Raw genomic sequence first — 16008 nt, 5'->3', positions numbered from 1 at the left:
TTTCAGGTTCTCCCTCTCGGGTTTCCCTTTCCGGCGGCTCCGACTCTATCAGATCCTTTCGGGCCCGATTCCCGGTCTCCCGGGGCCAAGTCGGCTTGTCTTCCCGGCTGTTGGGCCGTTCCGACGAGTGAGACATTAGCGGAATCCTGGGCCCCGACGCCAATCGGGGTGCGTCCTCGAACGCGGATTCCTCATTTCGCAAAAGCGCACGAAAAATGAGACGACTAGGTGTCGTTCATAAGAAGTGGTTGGTGCGGAATGGCTGTCCGGGGACCGACCGGGGTCGGCGCTCACGTCGGACAACTCGGAGAACACTACGTACGGGGGAGGGCCGTGTCAACCCTCGACCGGTGCCCGCAGAGGAGCCGCCAAAGGGCCGCCGGGCGTCGGCCGTGCGGGTCGGTTCGGGGAGCCCGTAAGCCTTCGACCTCGTACTTTCGGCCGAGGCAGGCCTGGCGGGACGGCTGATCTCCTGGCCGCGCCCCGCGACCTAGCTTGACGGTATGAGGTCTCTTCTTCGGATTGCCGTGGCCACCGCGACCCTCCTCCTGTTGGGGATGGCCGTCGCGCCCGGGGCCGCGCACGCCGTGAACGGCGATGAGCGGATCGCCCAGATGCGGCTGCGGGTCGTCGACGCGGTCAACGAGGGGACCCTGGGCGAGATCCAGCGGCTCCGGGCCGCCGTAGGTGCCAGCGGTTCCGATCGGGTGGTGGCCCGGCTAGAGGCGAGGTTGCGGCACGGGTGGCAGCTCGCGGCGGACCTGCGGTCGGTGCGGGTGCCGGGGGCGGGCCATGCGCGAGGCGCCGGGACGAGCACCTCCCCCGGGGCGAGCGCTTCCGCCGGCCACTCGGGTATCGGTACGGCCGTTGGTGGCCCTGGCCGATCGGCCGTCCGGCCGGCTTCGGCCCAGGTCGGCGAACCCTCCACGGGATCGGCCACCGGATCAATGGTCCGAGCGGCCACCGGCGCGGCTGTCGCCCCGGCCGTCTACTCGGTGGACCCGCCGGCCGGGTCCGTCGACAGTTCGCCGGGCGGGGCTTCCGACCGCGACAGCGGAGGGGACAACGCGTTCGAGGCCGCGCGAGCCGCTCTTCCGGACACCCCCGTCGGTGTGCTGAGCCTGATCGGCGGGGGTGCGCTCGCACTCGTCGGCGGCGGGCTGGCCGCCGCCGTGGTGCGGCGGCCGTACGGGAAGGAATAGCGGCGGGGCGGATCAGCTGTTGCCGGACGCCAGTTCGCGGCTGCGGTCGCGGGCCGCTTCGAGGGCCGCGATCAGGGCGGCCCGTACGCCGTGGTTCTCCAGCTCGCGGATCGCGCTGATGGTCGTGCCGGCCGGGGACATCACCGCCTCGCGGAGCTTCACCGGGTGCTCGCCGCTGTCGCGCAGCATCACGGCGGCGCCGATCGCGGACTGCACGATCAGGTCGTACGCCTGGGCGCGCGGCAGGCCGAGCAGGATGCCCGCGTCCGTCATGGCCTCGACCAGGTAGTAGAAGTACGCGGGGCCCGAGCCGGAGAGGGCCGTTGCCGCGTCCTGCTGCGACTCCGGTACGCGCAGGGTCTTGCCCACGCCGCCGAAGATCTCCTCCGTATGAGCGAGGTGGTCCGGCGTCGCGTGGCTGCCGGCGCTGATCACCGACATGCCCTCGTCGACCAGTACGGGCGTGTTCGGCATGACGCGTACGACGGGGGTGCCGGAGGCGAGGCGGGCTTCGATGAACGAGCTCGGGATGCCGGCGGCGGCGCTGATCACCAGGCGGTCGTTGGTGAGGTGCGGGGCGAGCTCGTCCAGGAGCGTGCCCATGTCCTGGGGCTTCACCGCGAGGATCAGGGTGTCCGCGCGCTTGGCGGCCTCGGCGTTGGTGACCGCGTCCACTCCGTAACGGGTGTGGAGTTCCGCGGCGCGCTCGGAACGGCGGGCGGTCACGAGGAGGTTGGCCGGGTGCCAGCCGGCGCGGATCATTCCGCTGAGGAGGGCCTCGCCGATCTTGCCGGTGCCGAGGACTGCGACGGTCTGGGTCATGCGGTCACCCTCCAGGTGGTGCGGCGTTTCGTGACGTCATCCTCGCATCGGCCGCGGGTGTCCGAAGGGGGCGTCCGAAGGGCGGTACGGGGGCGCGGCGTGGCGCGGTTACGGGGCCGGCGGGTACGAGTTCACGGGGTGCGGGTTCACGGGGTGCGGGTTCACGGGGTGCGGCGGGGCAGGGTGGCCGCGCCCAGGGCCAGGACCAGGATCGCCACCGCGGCCACGATGCCGGCGTCCCGCGCGAACGCGGCGGTTGCGTGGGGGTGGTGCAGGACCTGGGTCATCGCGTCGACCGCGTACGACATGGGCAGGACGTCGGAGATCCTGCGCAGCACCGGTTGCATCGTGTCGCGCGGAGTGAACAGGCCGCAGAGCAGGAGCTGGGGGAAGATCACCGCCGGCATGAACTGGACCGCCTGGAACTCCGATGCCGCGAACGCCGAGACGAACAGGCCGAGGGCCGTGCCGAGAAGCGCGTCGAGGAGGGCGACCAGGAGGAGCAGCCACGGGGAGCCCGTGACGTTCAGGTCGAGCAGCCAGAGGGCGATGCCTGTCGCGATGAGCGACTGGAGCACGGCGATCGCGCCGAACGCGATCGCGTAGCCGCCGATCAGGTCGCCCTTGGCGAGGGGCATGGCGAGGAGGCGTTCCAGGGTGCCGGATGTGCGTTCGCGCAGGGTGGCGATGGAGGACACCAGGAACATCGTGATCAGCGGGAAGATGCCGAGCAGTGAGGCGCCGATGCTGTTGAAGACGGCCGGGCTGCCGTCGAACACGTACCTGAGCAGGATGATCATCAGGGACGGGACGATCAGGAGCAGCGCGATCGTGCGGGGGTCGTGGCGCAGCTGACGCAGGACGCGGGCGGCGGTCGCGAGGGTGCGGGACACGGTCATGGGGCCGTCCCGTCGGAGTGCGCTGCGGTCATGGGTGCGGCAACCGTCATAGGTGCGGCAACCGTCATGGGTGCTGCGGCGGTTACGGGTCCGGCGGCGGTCATGGGGCCGTCCCTTCGTGCGGGCAGGGGTGGGCGTGGTGGGTGGTCGATGACGGTCATCGGGTGGCTTCGTCGACCAGGTGGAGGAAGGCTTCCTCGACGGTTCCGGTGCCGGTACGGGTGCGTAGGGCGTCCGGGGTGTCCTCGGCCAGGAGGGCTCCTTCGCGGAGCAGGAGCAGGCGGTGGCAGCGTTCCGCTTCGTCCATGACGTGCGAGGACACCAGGAGGGTGGTCCCGCGGGTGGTGGCGATGGAGTGGAAGAGGGTCCACAGGTCGCGCCGGAGTACGGGGTCGAGGCCGACGGTCGGTTCGTCCAGGACGAGCAGTTCCGGGGCGCCGAGCAGGGCGACCGCGAGCGAGACCCGGCTCAGTTGCCCGCCGGAGAGCCGTCCGGCCAGGTCGTCGGCGTGGCTGGTGAGGTCGACGTCCTCGATCGCCCGGGTGACGGGTTCCGCGCGGGCCGTGCGGTGGGCGCGGCCGGGGTGGAGTACGGCTGCGAAGTAGTCCAGATTCTGACGCACCGTCAAGTCCTGGTAGATGGACGGGGCTTGGGTCACGTACCCGATGCGTTCACGCAGGGCCGGGGTGCCGGCGGGGGCACCCAGGACCGTGAGGGTGCCGGTGGCTTTGGCCTGGGTGCCCACGATCGCCCGCAGCAGGGTGGACTTCCCGCAGCCCGAGGGGCCGAGGAGGCCGGTGATGCGGGCGCGCGGAACGGTGAAGTCCAGACCCCGGAGGACTGTGCGGTCGCCGCGCACGACGGTGAGGGCTTCCGCCGTCACGGCGGGGCCGGGCGCCGTCTCGGCGGTGCGGGGCGCCTGTGCGGCGGGGCCGGCAATCTGCGCGGCGGGGGCGGCCGCCGGCTCGGGGGTGGTGGTGTCGCCCGGGGAGTGCGGGTTGTAATTCACCATGTGATGAATACTGCTCCGGATCGGGGCCGGGCGTCAAGGTTCGGGGGGCCTGCGTGCCGGTCTGCGGGCAGGGGGCTGGTCCGTGCCGGTCCGGAGGCGGGGCGGTCCGCGCCGGTCCGAGGGCGGGGAGGGGGGCCATGCCGGTCCGAGGCAGGGAGGTCCGCGCCGGTCCGAGGGCGGGGCGGCGGTCCGTGCCGGTCCGAGGGCGGGGAGGGGGGCCATGCCGGTCCCTGGTCACGGCCCTTCGGTGCGGGCCAGGCGCAGGTGGACGACGTAGCTCTCCTCGATCGTGCCGTCGGGAAAGAGTTTGCTCAGCACGGCGCGTTCCCGGGTCATGAACTCCCTCGTCCGCTCCTGACCGATGACCAGGAACGCCGAGTGGCTGCCGAGGTTCGCCAGGTGGGTCGTGAGGGGGACCTTGCGGGTGTGCGGGATATTGCGTTCGGTGAAGGTCAGGCCGGGGATGTCGACCCACGGGTGGCCGCCGCGTTGCAGTGCGGAGATGCCCGATGGGCGTTGGTGGTCCGCCGGGCCCGCCTGGTCCCCTTGGCCTGCTCGGGCTGACGGGTCCGTTCGGAAGAAGTCGTGCACTCGGGCGTCCTGGTCCGCGAGCCACTGTGCGGAGTGGTCCGTGCGGTTCCACCACAGGGCCAGTGCGCCGCCCGGGCGCAGCACTCGGCAGACTTCCGGGCCCGCCTTCGCCGGGTCCGTCCAGTGCCAGGCCTGGGCGTACGTGATGAAGTCCGCGGATGCGGTGGCGAGGGGGAGGTGGTTGCCGTCGCCCCGCACCAGGGGGATGCCGGGGTTGTTCCTGCGGAACTCCGCGGCCATGCCGTCGCCCGGCTCCACCGCGGTGACCCTTGCGCCCCGGGCGTGCAGGAGGGCGCTGGCGATGCCGGTGCCGGCGCCGATGTCCGCGACGTTCGCGTCGCGCAGGGGGTGGGCCGCGAGTTCCTCGACGGCGTCGAGGAGGGCCGGGGGGTAGGACGGGCGGTTGGCGGCGTATTGGGCGGCGACCGCGTTGAAGGAGTGGGCGCGGGGTTGGGTCATGGGGGGAGTTTGCCGTGCGGGGCGGGCGTTCGGGAGGTGGGGGGAGTTCGGGAGGTGGGGGGAGTTCGGGAGGTGCGTGGCCGGTCGCGCGGTTGCCCGCGTCCCCCTAGGCGGGCCGGGGCCGTGTCTGCTGGAGCCGGGGGTTGGGGAATGCGGGGATAATCGACGGCATGACCGAGAACAAGGGCGAAAGCGACGCCGTCGGCGGGGCGACCCCCGCTGGGCCCCGGCCCGAGGCCATTCGATTCTTCGGCACCACCTGGGTGGACCACGACGGGGGTTACGCGCTGCGCCGGGTGGGTGCGGGGATCGGCGCTCTGGTGGCGGCGGTCGCGGCTTGCTTCGTTCTGCGGTTCGCGTACGAAGGGCTGCAGCTCGCGAACACCGGCTCGTTCGTCAACGTGCTGGTCGTCGTGATGTTCGCGATCTGCAGCGCGATGGCCTTCCGCAAGACCTGGGAGGGCTTCTCGACCCGCCCCGCCGACCCGGACGCGGACCGCTCCCTCCAGGGTCTGAAGGCCATCGGCTTCATCGGCTCCCTGCTGGCCTACTGCGCCCGCACCTTCGTCGAGGCCCCCGGCGAGTCCCTGCACCGCAAGGAATACGAAGCGGCCCTCGCCCAGTGGACCCGCCGCAGGAACAATCCCGCAACCCGCAAGCGCCCCAAGCGGAAGTAGCCCCCAGGCCGGCGGCCCGACGGCTCCGCCCGCCGGGGGCGGCGGGAGCGGGGTCAGCCGCAGCGGGGGGCCACGTAACCGTCGCTACCCGTCTTCACGTACGCGTCCGCGACGAACCGGCCGTTGCCGATGTTGTCCCAGATGTTCGAGGTGCCGTACGGGCCCGTGACGCGCGTGCCGGAGGTCTGGCAGTTCACCGGGACCGTCGCGCCCAGCGGCAGGACGTCGACGATCGAGTAGCCCGTGCCGGGGCCGCTGCGGACGTTCAGTTCGCAGCCGGGGGCCACCGGGTAGCGGTGCGTCGATCCCGAGGCCAGTGTTTCGGCCGATTCTGATGTCATGCCCAACTCCCCCATTGGCTTCACTCTGCGTGCAACACGCAGGCTAGCAAGCCCCATCGAGCCCGTACGGCCCATCGACTAGGCTCCGTCGGGCGTACGCATAAACCGGACACATGGGGGTGGGCCATGGCGTCGCCGCACAGTGTCGGGTTCGGGGCGCCGGGTGACGACGACCCGGAATCCGTCGGGGCGTACCGGCTCGAAACCGTCATCGGATCGGGCGGCATGGGGGTGGTGCATCTGGCCACGTCCCCCTCCGGCATGCGGCTCGCCGTCAAGATCGTGCACGCCCAGCACGCCGCCGACCCGGAGTTCCGGGCGCGGTTCCGGCAGGAGGTGTCGGCGGCCCGGCGGGTCAGCGGCGCGTTCACCGCCTCCGTCGTCGACGCCGACCCCGACGCGGAGCGGCCCTGGATGGCCACCCTGCACGTCCCCGGACCCACCCTCGCCGAGCGGGTCAAGCAGAGCGGGCCGCTGGACGCGGTCGAGGTGCGCCGGCTTGGGGCCGGGCTCGCGGAGGCGCTGCGGGACATCCACCGGGCCGGGGTGGTGCACCGCGACCTCAAGCCGAGCAACGTCCTGCTCGCCGCGGACGGGCCCAAGGTCATCGACTTCGGCATTTCGCGTCCGTACGACAGCGATCTGCGCACCGAGACCGGCAAGCTCATCGGCACCCCTCCCTTCATGGCGCCCGAGCAGTTCCAGCGGCCCCGCGAAGTCGGGCCCGCCGCGGACGTGTTCGCCATGGGGGCCGTACTCGTGCACGCCGCGACCGGGCGGGGGCCCTTCGACTCCGACTCGCACTACGTCGTCGCCTATCAAGTCGTGCACAACGAACCCGACTTGGCCGGTGTGCCCGAGGACCTCGTGCCCGTCCTGCGCGGCTGCCTCGCCAAGGACCCGGCCGACCGGCCCACGCCGGACGAGCTGATGTCGGCGCTGCGGTCCGCCGCGTACGGTTCCGAGGCCCATATCCCTACTCAGCAGTTCCGCAATCCCGTTGGTGCCGCCAACCCTGCCAACCCTGCCAACCCTGCGAACGCTGCCAACCCCGGTGGCCCCGGTGGTCCCGGTGGTCCCGGCGGACCTTCCGAACCCCCCGGACCCGAGAAGCGGGTCCGGCACCGGGCCCGGTGGGTCGTCGGGGCGGCGGCCCTCGTCGCCATCGCCGGGACCGGGGTCGTCGGTGTGCAGATGATGCCGGACGGGACCGGTGCCGTGGCCGCCGCGCCCGAGGAGCCCGGGGCTGTTCAATTCCGGCCCTGGAGCGCCCAGTTGGAAGGCGCCACCAAGGTGAGCGGTGGCGGTGGGAACCGTACGGCCTTCTGCTCGGCCGGGGACGGCGACGGCGCGCTGTACTGTTCCGCGCCGGGCGTAGCCCTCGCCCGGCTCGACGCCGTCAGCGGGAAGGTCGGGTGGACGGTGGCCGGGGCGGGCGGACAACTGCTCTCGGACGACTACGCACCCGTCGTGTCCGGCGGCCGGGTGCTGGCCCGGGTGCCGGGCGGGCCGCTGCGGGCGTACGACCCGGGCACGGGCAAGCCGGTGTGGTCCGCCGACGTGTCGGCGTACTCGGGGGTGCGCCCCGCGGGCCCCGCGGTGCTGCTCACCACGGCGGACGGGCACGTCACCGCGCTCAACTCCGGTACGGGCAAGGAGATGTGGCGCAAGGCGCTGGGCGGGCCCCGGTCCCAGTGGGTCGCGCCCGGCGGCGCGGGGGCGGGGGCGGTCTACGTCGTGACGCCCTCCCCCGACGGCCGCTCCACCGCCGTCGCCGCCGTCGATCCCGCCGACGGTTCCGTGCGGTGGCGGGCCGGGGCGGAGGGGCGGCTGCGGCCCGCCGCGGCCGACGGCAGGGCCGTGGTGCTGCTCGCGACCGACCCGAGCGGGTTCACCACGGCGGTCGTACGCCTCGACACCGCGACCCGCACCGCCCGCCGCGCCACGCTCACCGCGCCGCTCGACCAGGCGCAGGCCGGGCTCGACGGGGATGCCGTGTACCTGTTCGGGGCCGGCGGAGCGCTCGTCTCGGTCGACTCCGCGCACGGCACCGAGAAGTGGCGGCTCGACACGGGGGTGGCCCGCGCCTCGCGTCCGGTCGCCTCGGGCGGGCGGGTGTTCCTGACCGGAGCCGACGGCCGGCTGCTGGCCTTCGACTCGGCCAAGGGCGTACTCGTCGGGCAGACCAACCCCCGCATGAACAACGGGCGTTACACCTTCACGCCCGCCCTCCCGGCGCCGCTCGCCATCGGGGGGCGGGTGTATGCCGCCGCCCCGGACGGGTCGGTGTTCGGGGTCGATCCCGGGGACATCGGGAGCTGGTGACGCCCCGCCACCGAGTACCGGTGACGGGGCGTAAGTTCACTGCCGTGGCTGGCTTCAGCCGAGCTTCGAGACGTCCCTGACCGCGCCCCGGTCGGCGCTGGTGGCCATCGCCGCGTAGGCGCGCAGCGCGGCCGACACCTTCCGCTCCCGGCCCTTCGGGGCGTACACCCCGTCCAGCGCCTCGCGCCGGGTCGCCAACTCGGCTTCGGAGACCAGGAGTTCGATCGTACGGTTGGGGATGTCGATCCGGATGCGGTCGCCGTCCTCGACCAGCGCGATGGTGCCGCCGGACGCCGCCTCGGGCGAGGCGTGGCCGATGGACAGGCCCGAAGTGCCGCCGGAGAAGCGGCCGTCGGTGATCAGTGCGCAGGTCTTGCCGAGGCCGCGGCCCTTGAGGAACGACGTCGGGTACAGCATCTCCTGCATGCCGGGGCCGCCCTTGGGGCCCTCGTAGCGGATCACGACGACATCGCCGTGCGTGATCTCCTTCTTGAGGATCTTGTCGACGGCCTGCTCCTGCGACTCGCAGACGACGGCCGGGCCCTCGAAGGTCCAGATCGACTCGTCGACGCCGGCCGTCTTCACGACGCAGCCGTCCTCGGCGAGGTTGCCGCGCAGGACCGCGAGGCCGCCGTCCTTGCTGTACGCGTGTGCCGCGTCCCGGATGCAGCCTTCGGCGGCGTCGGTGTCCAGCGTGTCCCAGCGCTCGGACTGCGAGAACGCGGTGGCCGAGCGGACGCAGCCGGGGGCGGCGTGCCACAGCTCGACCGCCTCGGCGGACGGGGAGCCACCGCGCACGTCCCAGGCGTCCAGCCACTCCTTGATGGAGCGGGAGTGGACGGTGTGGACGTCCTCGTTGAGCAGGCCCGCGCGGTACAGCTCGCCCAGGATGGCGGGGATGCCGCCGGCGCGGTGCACGTCCTCCATGTAGTACGTACGGTTCTTGGCGACGTTCGGGGCGACCTTGGCGAGGCACGGAACGCGGCGGCTGACGGCGTCCATGTCGCTGAGGCCGTAGTCGAGTTCGGCCTCCTGGGCCGCGGCGAGCAGGTGCAGGATCGTGTTGGTCGAGCCGCCCATGGCGATGTCGAGCGCCATGGCGTTCTCGAACGCGGCGCGGGTCGCGATGGAGCGGGGCAGGACGGTGTGGTCGTCCTCCTCGTAGTGCCGCTTGGTGATCTCGACGACCGTGCGGGCCGCGTTCTCGTAGAGCGCGCGGCGGGCGGTGTGGGTCGCGAGCACCGAGCCGTTGCCGGGGAGGCTCAGGCCGATCGCCTCGGTCAGGCAGTTCATGGAGTTCGCCGTGAACATGCCGGAGCAGGAGCCGCAGGTGGGACAGGCGTTCTCCTCGATGCGGAGGATGTCCGCGTCGGAGATCTTGTCGTTGACGGCGTCCGAGATCGCGTCGACCAGGTCGAGCGTGCGGACCGTGCCGTCCACCAGGGTCGCCTTGCCGGACTCCATCGGGCCGCCGGAGACGAAGACGGTGGGGATGTTGAGGCGGAGCGCCGCCATCAGCATGCCGGGGGTGATCTTGTCGCAGTTGGAGATGCAGATCAGGGCGTCGGCGCAGTGGGCCTCGACCATGTACTCCACGCTGTCCGCGATGAGGTCGCGGGAGGGGAGGCTGTAGAGCATGCCGCCGTGACCCATGGCGATGCCGTCGTCCACGGCGATGGTGTTGAACTCGCGGGGAACCGCGCCCGCGGCCAGGATCGCCTCGCTGACGATCCGGCCCACCGGGGCGAGGTGGGTGTGGCCCGGCACGAACTCGGTGAAGCTGTTCGCCACGGCGATGATCGGCTTGCCGATGTCCTCGCTCGCTACACCGGAGGCCCGCATAAGGGCGCGGGCGCCCGCCATGTTGCGGCCGTGGGTGACTGTGCGGGACCTCAGCTCGGGCATCGTCGCTCGTCTCCTAGGTATGGATCTGCTCTGGTGCGAGCCTACGCCTGGCTCCGCCATCTGGACAGGGCGTCCAGATGTTGGGACGCGGGGTTCGCCATGTGGCCCCCGGGCCGGGCGGGGCCGGGTCCCTGGGGCTTGCGCCCCGGACCCCTGTTTTTGGCCCCTCCCCGCCCCTTCCCGAGACCCTCCGGGGGTTGACGGACCCTGGGGGCTCCGCCCCCAGACCCCCGTTCGCGCCTGAACGGCGCTCGTCCTCAAACTCCCCCAATGTCTTAAGGGCCAGGGGGGACCCCCATGACGGGCTGAAGATGCCCGCGGCCGAAGAACTCACCCCCGGGGTCCGGGGCGGAGCCAGGGGTCAGGCCTCGGTCAGGTAGCGCTGGAGGGTGGGGGCCACCAGGGTCACGATCCGGGCGGGCGGGGTCGAGGCGAGGGGCTCCAGCTCCAGTACGTACCGCATGATCACGATGCCCATCATGTGCGAGGCCGCCAGCTCCGCGCGCAGACGGGGATCGGGCACGTCCAGCTCGGCCGCGACCCGCTCCAGGAGGCGCCGCAGCACCACCCCCCGCAGCACCTTCGCCGCCGCCTCGTGCGTGAGGGCCGAGCGGATCACGGCGAGCAGCGGTGTGCGGGTCGCCGGGTTCTCCCAGATCGCCAGGAAGTGACGGGCCAGGCGTTCGCCGAGGCCGTCGGGGGAGTCGCCCAGGATCGCGTCCACGGTCAGCGCCGGCTCGAAGTCGACCTCGATGGCCGCCGCGAACACCGCCTCCTTCGTGCCGAAGTAGTGGTGCACCAGGGCCGCGTCCACCCCCGCCGCCCGGCCGATCCCGCGCATGGACGTCTTGTCGTAACCCCGGCCGGAGAACTCCGTACGGGCCGCCGCGAGGATCCGCTCGCGGGTGCCGGGGCCGTCGTCCCCGGCGGAGCGCGGCGGGCGGCCGCGTCGGCGCGGGGCGGCGCCGTCCGTCATGCGCGGCGGGCCGGCGCGGACGCCAGGTGCAGCCGCGTGAAGGCGAGCGCCTCGGCGAGGTCGGCCTCGCGTTCGGCGGCGGACATGGCCCGGCGGGTGTTGACCTCGATGACGATGTGGCCGTCGAAGCCCGACACGGCGAGGCGCTCCAGGAGTTCCGCGCACGGCTGGGTGCCGCGGCCCGGGACCAGGTGCTCGTCCTTCGCCGAGCCGCGCCCGTCCGCGAGGTGGACGTGGGCGAGCCGGTCGCCCATCCGGTCGACCATGGCCATCGCGTCGATGCGGGAGGTCGCCGCGTGCGAGAGGTCGACCGTGAAGTTCCGGTAGTCGTCCTTCGTCACGTCCCAGTCGGGGGCGTAGGCCAGCATCTCGCGGTCCCGGTAGCGCCACGGGTACATGTTCTCCACCGCGAATCTGACGTCCGTCTCGTCGGCCATCCGCCAGATTCCGTCGACGAAGTCGCGGGAGTACTGGCGCTGCCAACGGAAGGGAGGGTGGACCACCACCGCGGAGGCGCCGAGCTTCTCCGCCGCCGACCGCGCCCGCTGCAGCTTCACCCAGGGGTCGGTGGACCAGACCCGCTGCGTGATCAGCAGACATGGCGCGTGGACGGCCAGGATCGGCACCTGGTGGTAGTCGGAGAGCCGCCGCAGGGCTTCGATGTCCTGGCTCACGGGGTCGGTCCAGACCATGACCTCGACACCGTCGTAGCCCAGGCGCGCGGCGATCTCGAAGGCCGTTGCCGTCGACTCCGGGTAGACCGAGGCCGTGGACAGGGCGACCTTCGCATCCGGGATGCGCACCACTGGTTCTGCCACGCAGACAGGGTACGGGCCGTCACCGCCGGGAGGGGAGGCGGTCCCGCGACCCCGGCGAACGTCACACTCGCCGGTAACTCGGGACCGTGTCCTTCGCTGCCCGACGCCCCTGCCCCACGTCCCTGCCCGACGCCCTTCCCCGCCCCTGCTCGGCCCCCACCCGGTCCCTTTCGCGTTCTCAGCCCACCGGCAGGTGGTCGAGGTGGCGCAGGATCACGCCCTCGCGCAGCGCCCAGGGACAGACCTCAAGCTCGTCGACCGCGAACAGGTCCATCGCGCCCTCCGCGACGAGTGCCCCCGCGAGCAGTTGCGGAGCCCGGCCCTCCGAGACGCCGGGCAGGGTGGTGCGCTGCTCGGCGGTCATCGCGGCGAGCTTGGGCACCCACTCCTCCAGTGACTTACGACTCAGGGTGCGCTGGACGTAGGCGCCCTCGCTCGACCGCGCGGCCCCCGCGATCCGCGCCAGCTGCTTGAACGTCTTCGAGGTGGCGACCACGTGGTCGGGACGCCCCGAGCGCGTGAACTCCCCCACCGTTCCCGCGATTTGGGCCCGCACATGGCGGCGCAGCGCCCGTACGTCGGCCGGGTCCGGCGGGTCGCCCGGCAGCCAGCCCGCGGTCAGGCGTCCCGCGCCCAGCGGCAGCGAGACCGCCGCGTCCGGCTCCTCGTCGATGCCGTACGCCACTTCGAGGGAACCGCCGCCGATGTCGAGCAGCAGCAGCTTCCCGGCCGACCAGCCGTACCAGCGACGCGCCGCGAGGAAGGTGAGGCGGGCCTCCTCCTCGCCGGAGAGCACGGCGAGGTCGACGCCCGTCTCGTCGTGGACCCGGGCGATGACGTGGTCGACGTTGCTGGCCTCGCGCACCGCGGAGGTCGCGAACGGCAGCAGCTCCTGGACGCCCTTGTCCTCGGCGGAGAGCAGCGCCGCGCTGATCGTGGCGACGAGCCGGTCGATGCCCTCCGGCCCGATCGCACCGTCCTCGTCGAGGAGTTCGGCGAGCCGCAGCTCGGCCTTGTGCGAGTGCGCGGGCAGGGGCGCGGCACCGGCGTGCGCGTCCACCACCAGCAGATGAACCGTGTTCGACCCCACATCGAGGACTCCGAGTCTCATGGACTGAACGCTACTGCGCGTGGCGACACCCCCTCGGACATACGCTTGAGGTGTGCCAAAGACGAAAAAGGCGAAGCCGGGCAAAGCCAAAGACCCGAAGAACCTCGCGAAGCTGTCGCAGGACGAGCGGAAGCGGGCTCAGGACGAGCAGGGGATCGACTTCCCGCGGGCCTGGGTCGAGTTCCCCGACCCCGCCGACGACGAGCAGGTCTTCCGCTGCGATCTGACGTGGCTCACCTCACGGTGGACCTGCATCTTCGGCAGCGGCTGCCAGGGCATCGAGGCGGGCCGGGCCGACGACGGCTGCTGCACGCTCGGCGCCCACTTCTCCGACAAGGACGACGAGAAGCGGGTGGCCGGGCACGTGGCGCGGCTCACTCCGGAGCTCTGGCAGTTCCACGACGTGGGTACGGAGTCGGGCTGGATCCAGACCGACGACGACGGCGACCGGCAGACCCGGCGCTGGAACGGCTCGTGCATCTTCCAGAACCGGCCGGGCTTCGCGGGCGGCGCCGGCTGCTCGCTGCACATCCTGGCCCTCAAGGAGGGCAAGGAGCCCCTGGAGACCAAGCCGGACGTCTGCTGGCAACTGCCGGTGCGCCGGACGTACGACTGGATCGAGCGGCCCGACGACACCAAGGTGCTGCAGATCTCGATCGGCGAGTACGACCGGCGCGGCTGGGGACCCGGCGGCCACGACCTGCACTGGTGGTGCACCTCGGCGACCTCCGCGCACGGCGCGGGTGAGCCGGTGTACGTGACGTACAAGCCGGAACTGACCGAGCTGATGGGCGCGGAGGCCTACGCCGTGCTCGTCGAGCAGTGCGAGGCGCGGCTCGCCTCGCAGCTGCCGCTCGTCGCTCCGCACCCGGCCGACCCGAAGCGGTAACACCCGCGACCCTTGCGCCCACCAACTCCCGTGCTCCGTACGGGAGTTGTCAGCTGCTCGGAGTCGGTGACGGTGGCGTCTGCGTGGGTGTGGGCGTCTCCGTCGGGGTGGGGCTCTGGCTCGGCGGGGTCGGGGTGGGCGTGGGGCTGCCCGGGCTCTTGGTGGGCGGGGTCGAGGCGGGCGCGCTCGATCCGCCGGGACCGGGGTGGCCCGTGGTGCCCGGGTCGGGCGAGGACGGGGTCACGACCGGGGTGCCGTCGCCGCTGATGCGTACCGCGGCACCCGACGGCGCCACCTCGACCCGCACCGACCAGGCGTGGTGCGGCTCCTCGGCCCGGTCGACGCGGATGTACACGGTGACGCTCTCGCCGGGCGCGAGACGGCCCGCGCTCTGGCTGAAGGTGAGCCAGCGGGCCCGGCTGCGCAGCGACCAGTCGACGGGGGCGTCGCCGGTCGAGGTGAGCGTGAGCACCGTGGTGTCGCCCGCCGAGCTCGCCGCGACCGCGAGCCGGGCCGAGCCGGCCGGGGCCGTCGTGGGGCTGATGACCTCGACCGACACGTCCGGGGCGCGGCTGCCCGCGGTGAAGCGGTTGTCGGGCTCGCTGCGGGCGTTGCCCGCGTTCTCGTAACGGTCGTACGGGTGCCCGGCGAGCCCGCCGGGATTGTCGGCCTCGCTCGCGGTGACCTTGGCGCCGCCCTCGGGCTCGCCGGTGGCGGGTGCGCCGCGGTAGGCGGCCCACAGCGCGAAGACGGGAGCCGCGACGACCGTGGCCACGACGGTGGTGGTCACGGCCCTGGCGCGCAGCCGGTCGCGCCGGGCGGCCCGGTCCTTGGGGTCCATCGGGAACCCGGCCCGGTCGAAGCGCGGAGCCCCGCCGCGCGCCCTCGGCACGTGCAGCATCGCGGCCTGCGCGGCGGCCCGCGGCGCCTCGGCCAGCGGCAGCGCGGCCGGCGTCACGGTCGACCCGGGCCAGGGGCCGGCCGCGCCCGCGCGTTCGGCGGCGCGGCGGCAGCGGGGGCAGTCGTCGACGTGCCGGACCAGTTCGCGGCGCAGCGCCGCGGAGAGCAACACCTGGTGGTCACCGGTGAGTTGGGCGACCGTTGGGCAGCCGCCCATCTCGACGACGGCGAGCGCGGCCCGGGTCCGGTCGACCTCGCAGGCGCCCGCCGCGAGCAGTTCGCGCGCGGCCGGATAGTTCATGCCGAGCACCGAGGCGACCTCGCGGGTGCCGAGCTGGTGGCGGACCGCGAGTTCGAGCGCCTCGCGCTGCTCGGGGGTGGTGCCGGCGGCCTCCGGCCAGGCCAGCAGGGCGAGTTCGCGGTGGCGGCGCTCGCGCTCCTCATCGGAGACCTCCACGGCGGGGGCCTGCTCGGGGACGCGGCCGGTGTGGGCGCCCTGGCGGCTGCGCCTGCGCTCGGCGAGCTTGCGCAGACAGGCCCAGCGGGCGAGCGCGTACAGCCACGCCTTGCGTTCGGCCTCGCCCGCGGGGCAGCGCGCGTACTGGCGCTCGGAGACGGCGAGCAGGTCGCCGAGGGCCGCGGTCGCCTCGTCGTGGTCGCACAGGACGGAGAGGCAATAGGTGAACAGGCCGTCGAGGTACGCCTCGTACCGCGCGGGCGGCCGCTGGGCCAACGTCCGGGGCGCACGGCGCTGCGCCCGGTGTGCGCCGGTGTTGTGCGCTGGTTGATCCAGTCTGCTGCTCGTCACGCGTGCGACCGTAGGGGCAGCATCAAGGGTTCTTCGTACCGGTTGAGCACATTTAATCCTTACGGGTGAACGTATCCCTCAAAAGGGGACAGGAATTGGGAATTCCACGGCATTCCATGGCGGACCCATCACGCACTGTGCAAACGGGCGCAAGGGATCAGGGCGACGTGCGGCCGTCGGCATCCACCCGAACGGCGGGGCGCGGAAATCCCGGCCCCGCTCCCCGGCGCCGCTCCCCGCCCCAGAGGTCCGCCGGGCGGGATTGTCAGTGGG

At 72.6% G+C, this 16008-nt stretch carries 14 protein-coding genes; 4 read left to right on the top strand and 10 right to left on the bottom strand.

The features are described from left to right. Positions 1 to 503: 503 nt before the first annotated feature. The gene (locus tag IE267_RS32575) at positions 504 to 1202 is read left to right on the top strand and encodes a hypothetical protein (protein WP_189765617.1); all 699 of its coding nucleotides are present in this window, start codon (positions 504 to 506) and stop codon (positions 1200 to 1202) included. A 12-nt stretch (positions 1203 to 1214) separates the two neighbouring features. Here IE267_RS32575 and proC read toward each other — a convergent pair whose 3' ends face one another. From proC to IE267_RS32555, 4 genes are all read right to left on the bottom strand, one after another. Then, positions 1215 to 2024: a pyrroline-5-carboxylate reductase gene (proC, locus tag IE267_RS32570; RefSeq protein ID WP_161252012.1), complete on the bottom strand. Its 810-nt coding sequence runs from the start codon at positions 2022 to 2024 to the stop codon at positions 1215 to 1217. Positions 2025 to 2185: 161 nt separating this feature from the next. Next, a complete protein-coding gene (locus IE267_RS32565; RefSeq protein WP_189765616.1) occupies positions 2186 to 2923 on the bottom strand; it encodes an ABC transporter permease in 738 nt (245 codons plus the stop codon). A gap of 157 nt (positions 2924 to 3080) precedes the next feature. Beyond that, on the bottom strand, positions 3081 to 3935 hold the full coding sequence (locus IE267_RS32560) for an ABC transporter ATP-binding protein (protein WP_189765615.1): 855 nt from the start codon (positions 3933 to 3935) through the stop codon (positions 3081 to 3083). Between the two features lie 234 nt (positions 3936 to 4169). Beyond that, positions 4170 to 4985: a class I SAM-dependent methyltransferase gene (locus IE267_RS32555; RefSeq protein WP_189765614.1), complete on the bottom strand. Its 816-nt coding sequence runs from the start codon at positions 4983 to 4985 to the stop codon at positions 4170 to 4172. Positions 4986 to 5155: 170 nt separating this feature from the next. Between IE267_RS32555 and IE267_RS32550 the strand changes: the two genes are divergently transcribed. Continuing rightward, entirely contained in the window at positions 5156 to 5662 is a 507-nt protein-coding gene (locus tag IE267_RS32550; protein ID WP_167157893.1) for a hypothetical protein, read from the top strand. 53 nt (positions 5663 to 5715) lie between these two features. Here the strand turns inward: IE267_RS32550 and IE267_RS32545 are convergent, their stop codons facing one another. Next, entirely contained in the window at positions 5716 to 6003 is a 288-nt protein-coding gene (locus tag IE267_RS32545; RefSeq protein WP_229861537.1) for a hypothetical protein, read from the bottom strand. Positions 6004 to 6129: 126 nt separating this feature from the next. Here IE267_RS32545 and IE267_RS32540 point away from each other — a divergent pair, with 126 nt between their 5' ends. Next, positions 6130 to 8328 carry a serine/threonine-protein kinase gene (locus IE267_RS32540; protein WP_189765613.1) on the top strand — a complete coding sequence of 733 codons (2199 nt, stop codon included), beginning with the start codon at positions 6130 to 6132 and terminating at the stop codon, positions 8326 to 8328. Positions 8329 to 8382: 54 nt separating this feature from the next. Here IE267_RS32540 and ilvD read toward each other — a convergent pair whose 3' ends face one another. From ilvD to IE267_RS32520, 4 genes are all read right to left on the bottom strand, one after another. Next, a complete protein-coding gene (gene ilvD, locus IE267_RS32535) occupies positions 8383 to 10233 on the bottom strand; it encodes a dihydroxy-acid dehydratase (RefSeq protein ID WP_167157897.1) in 1851 nt (616 codons plus the stop codon). 361 nt (positions 10234 to 10594) lie between these two features. After that, entirely contained in the window at positions 10595 to 11209 is a 615-nt protein-coding gene (locus IE267_RS32530; RefSeq protein WP_167157899.1) for a TetR/AcrR family transcriptional regulator, read from the bottom strand. Next, positions 11206 to 12027, bottom strand: coding sequence for a sugar phosphate isomerase/epimerase family protein (locus IE267_RS32525; protein WP_167157901.1), 822 nt, complete (start codon positions 12025 to 12027; stop codon positions 11206 to 11208). Before IE267_RS32525 ends, IE267_RS32530 begins: the two co-directional genes overlap by 4 nt. Before the next feature lie 178 nt (positions 12028 to 12205). After that, positions 12206 to 13138 (bottom strand): Ppx/GppA family phosphatase, encoded by a 933-nt coding sequence (locus IE267_RS32520; protein WP_167157903.1) that lies wholly within the window; start codon positions 13136 to 13138, stop codon positions 12206 to 12208. A gap of 52 nt (positions 13139 to 13190) precedes the next feature. Here IE267_RS32520 and IE267_RS32515 point away from each other — a divergent pair, with 52 nt between their 5' ends. Next, positions 13191 to 14027, top strand: coding sequence for a DUF3109 family protein (locus IE267_RS32515; RefSeq protein ID WP_161251998.1), 837 nt, complete (start codon positions 13191 to 13193; stop codon positions 14025 to 14027). Positions 14028 to 14076: 49 nt separating this feature from the next. Here IE267_RS32515 and IE267_RS32510 read toward each other — a convergent pair whose 3' ends face one another. After that, entirely contained in the window at positions 14077 to 15735 is a 1659-nt protein-coding gene (locus IE267_RS32510; protein WP_189765612.1) for a BACON domain-containing protein, read from the bottom strand. Positions 15736 to 16008: the final 273 nt, after the last annotated feature.

This window comes from Streptomyces xanthochromogenes (assembly GCF_014650455.1).
GTDB classification, from domain to species: Bacteria; Actinomycetota; Actinomycetes; order Streptomycetales; family Streptomycetaceae; genus Streptomyces; species Streptomyces xanthochromogenes.
Note: the sequence above shows the minus strand (reverse complement) of the source record. Positions and strands in the feature narration are given on the sequence as shown.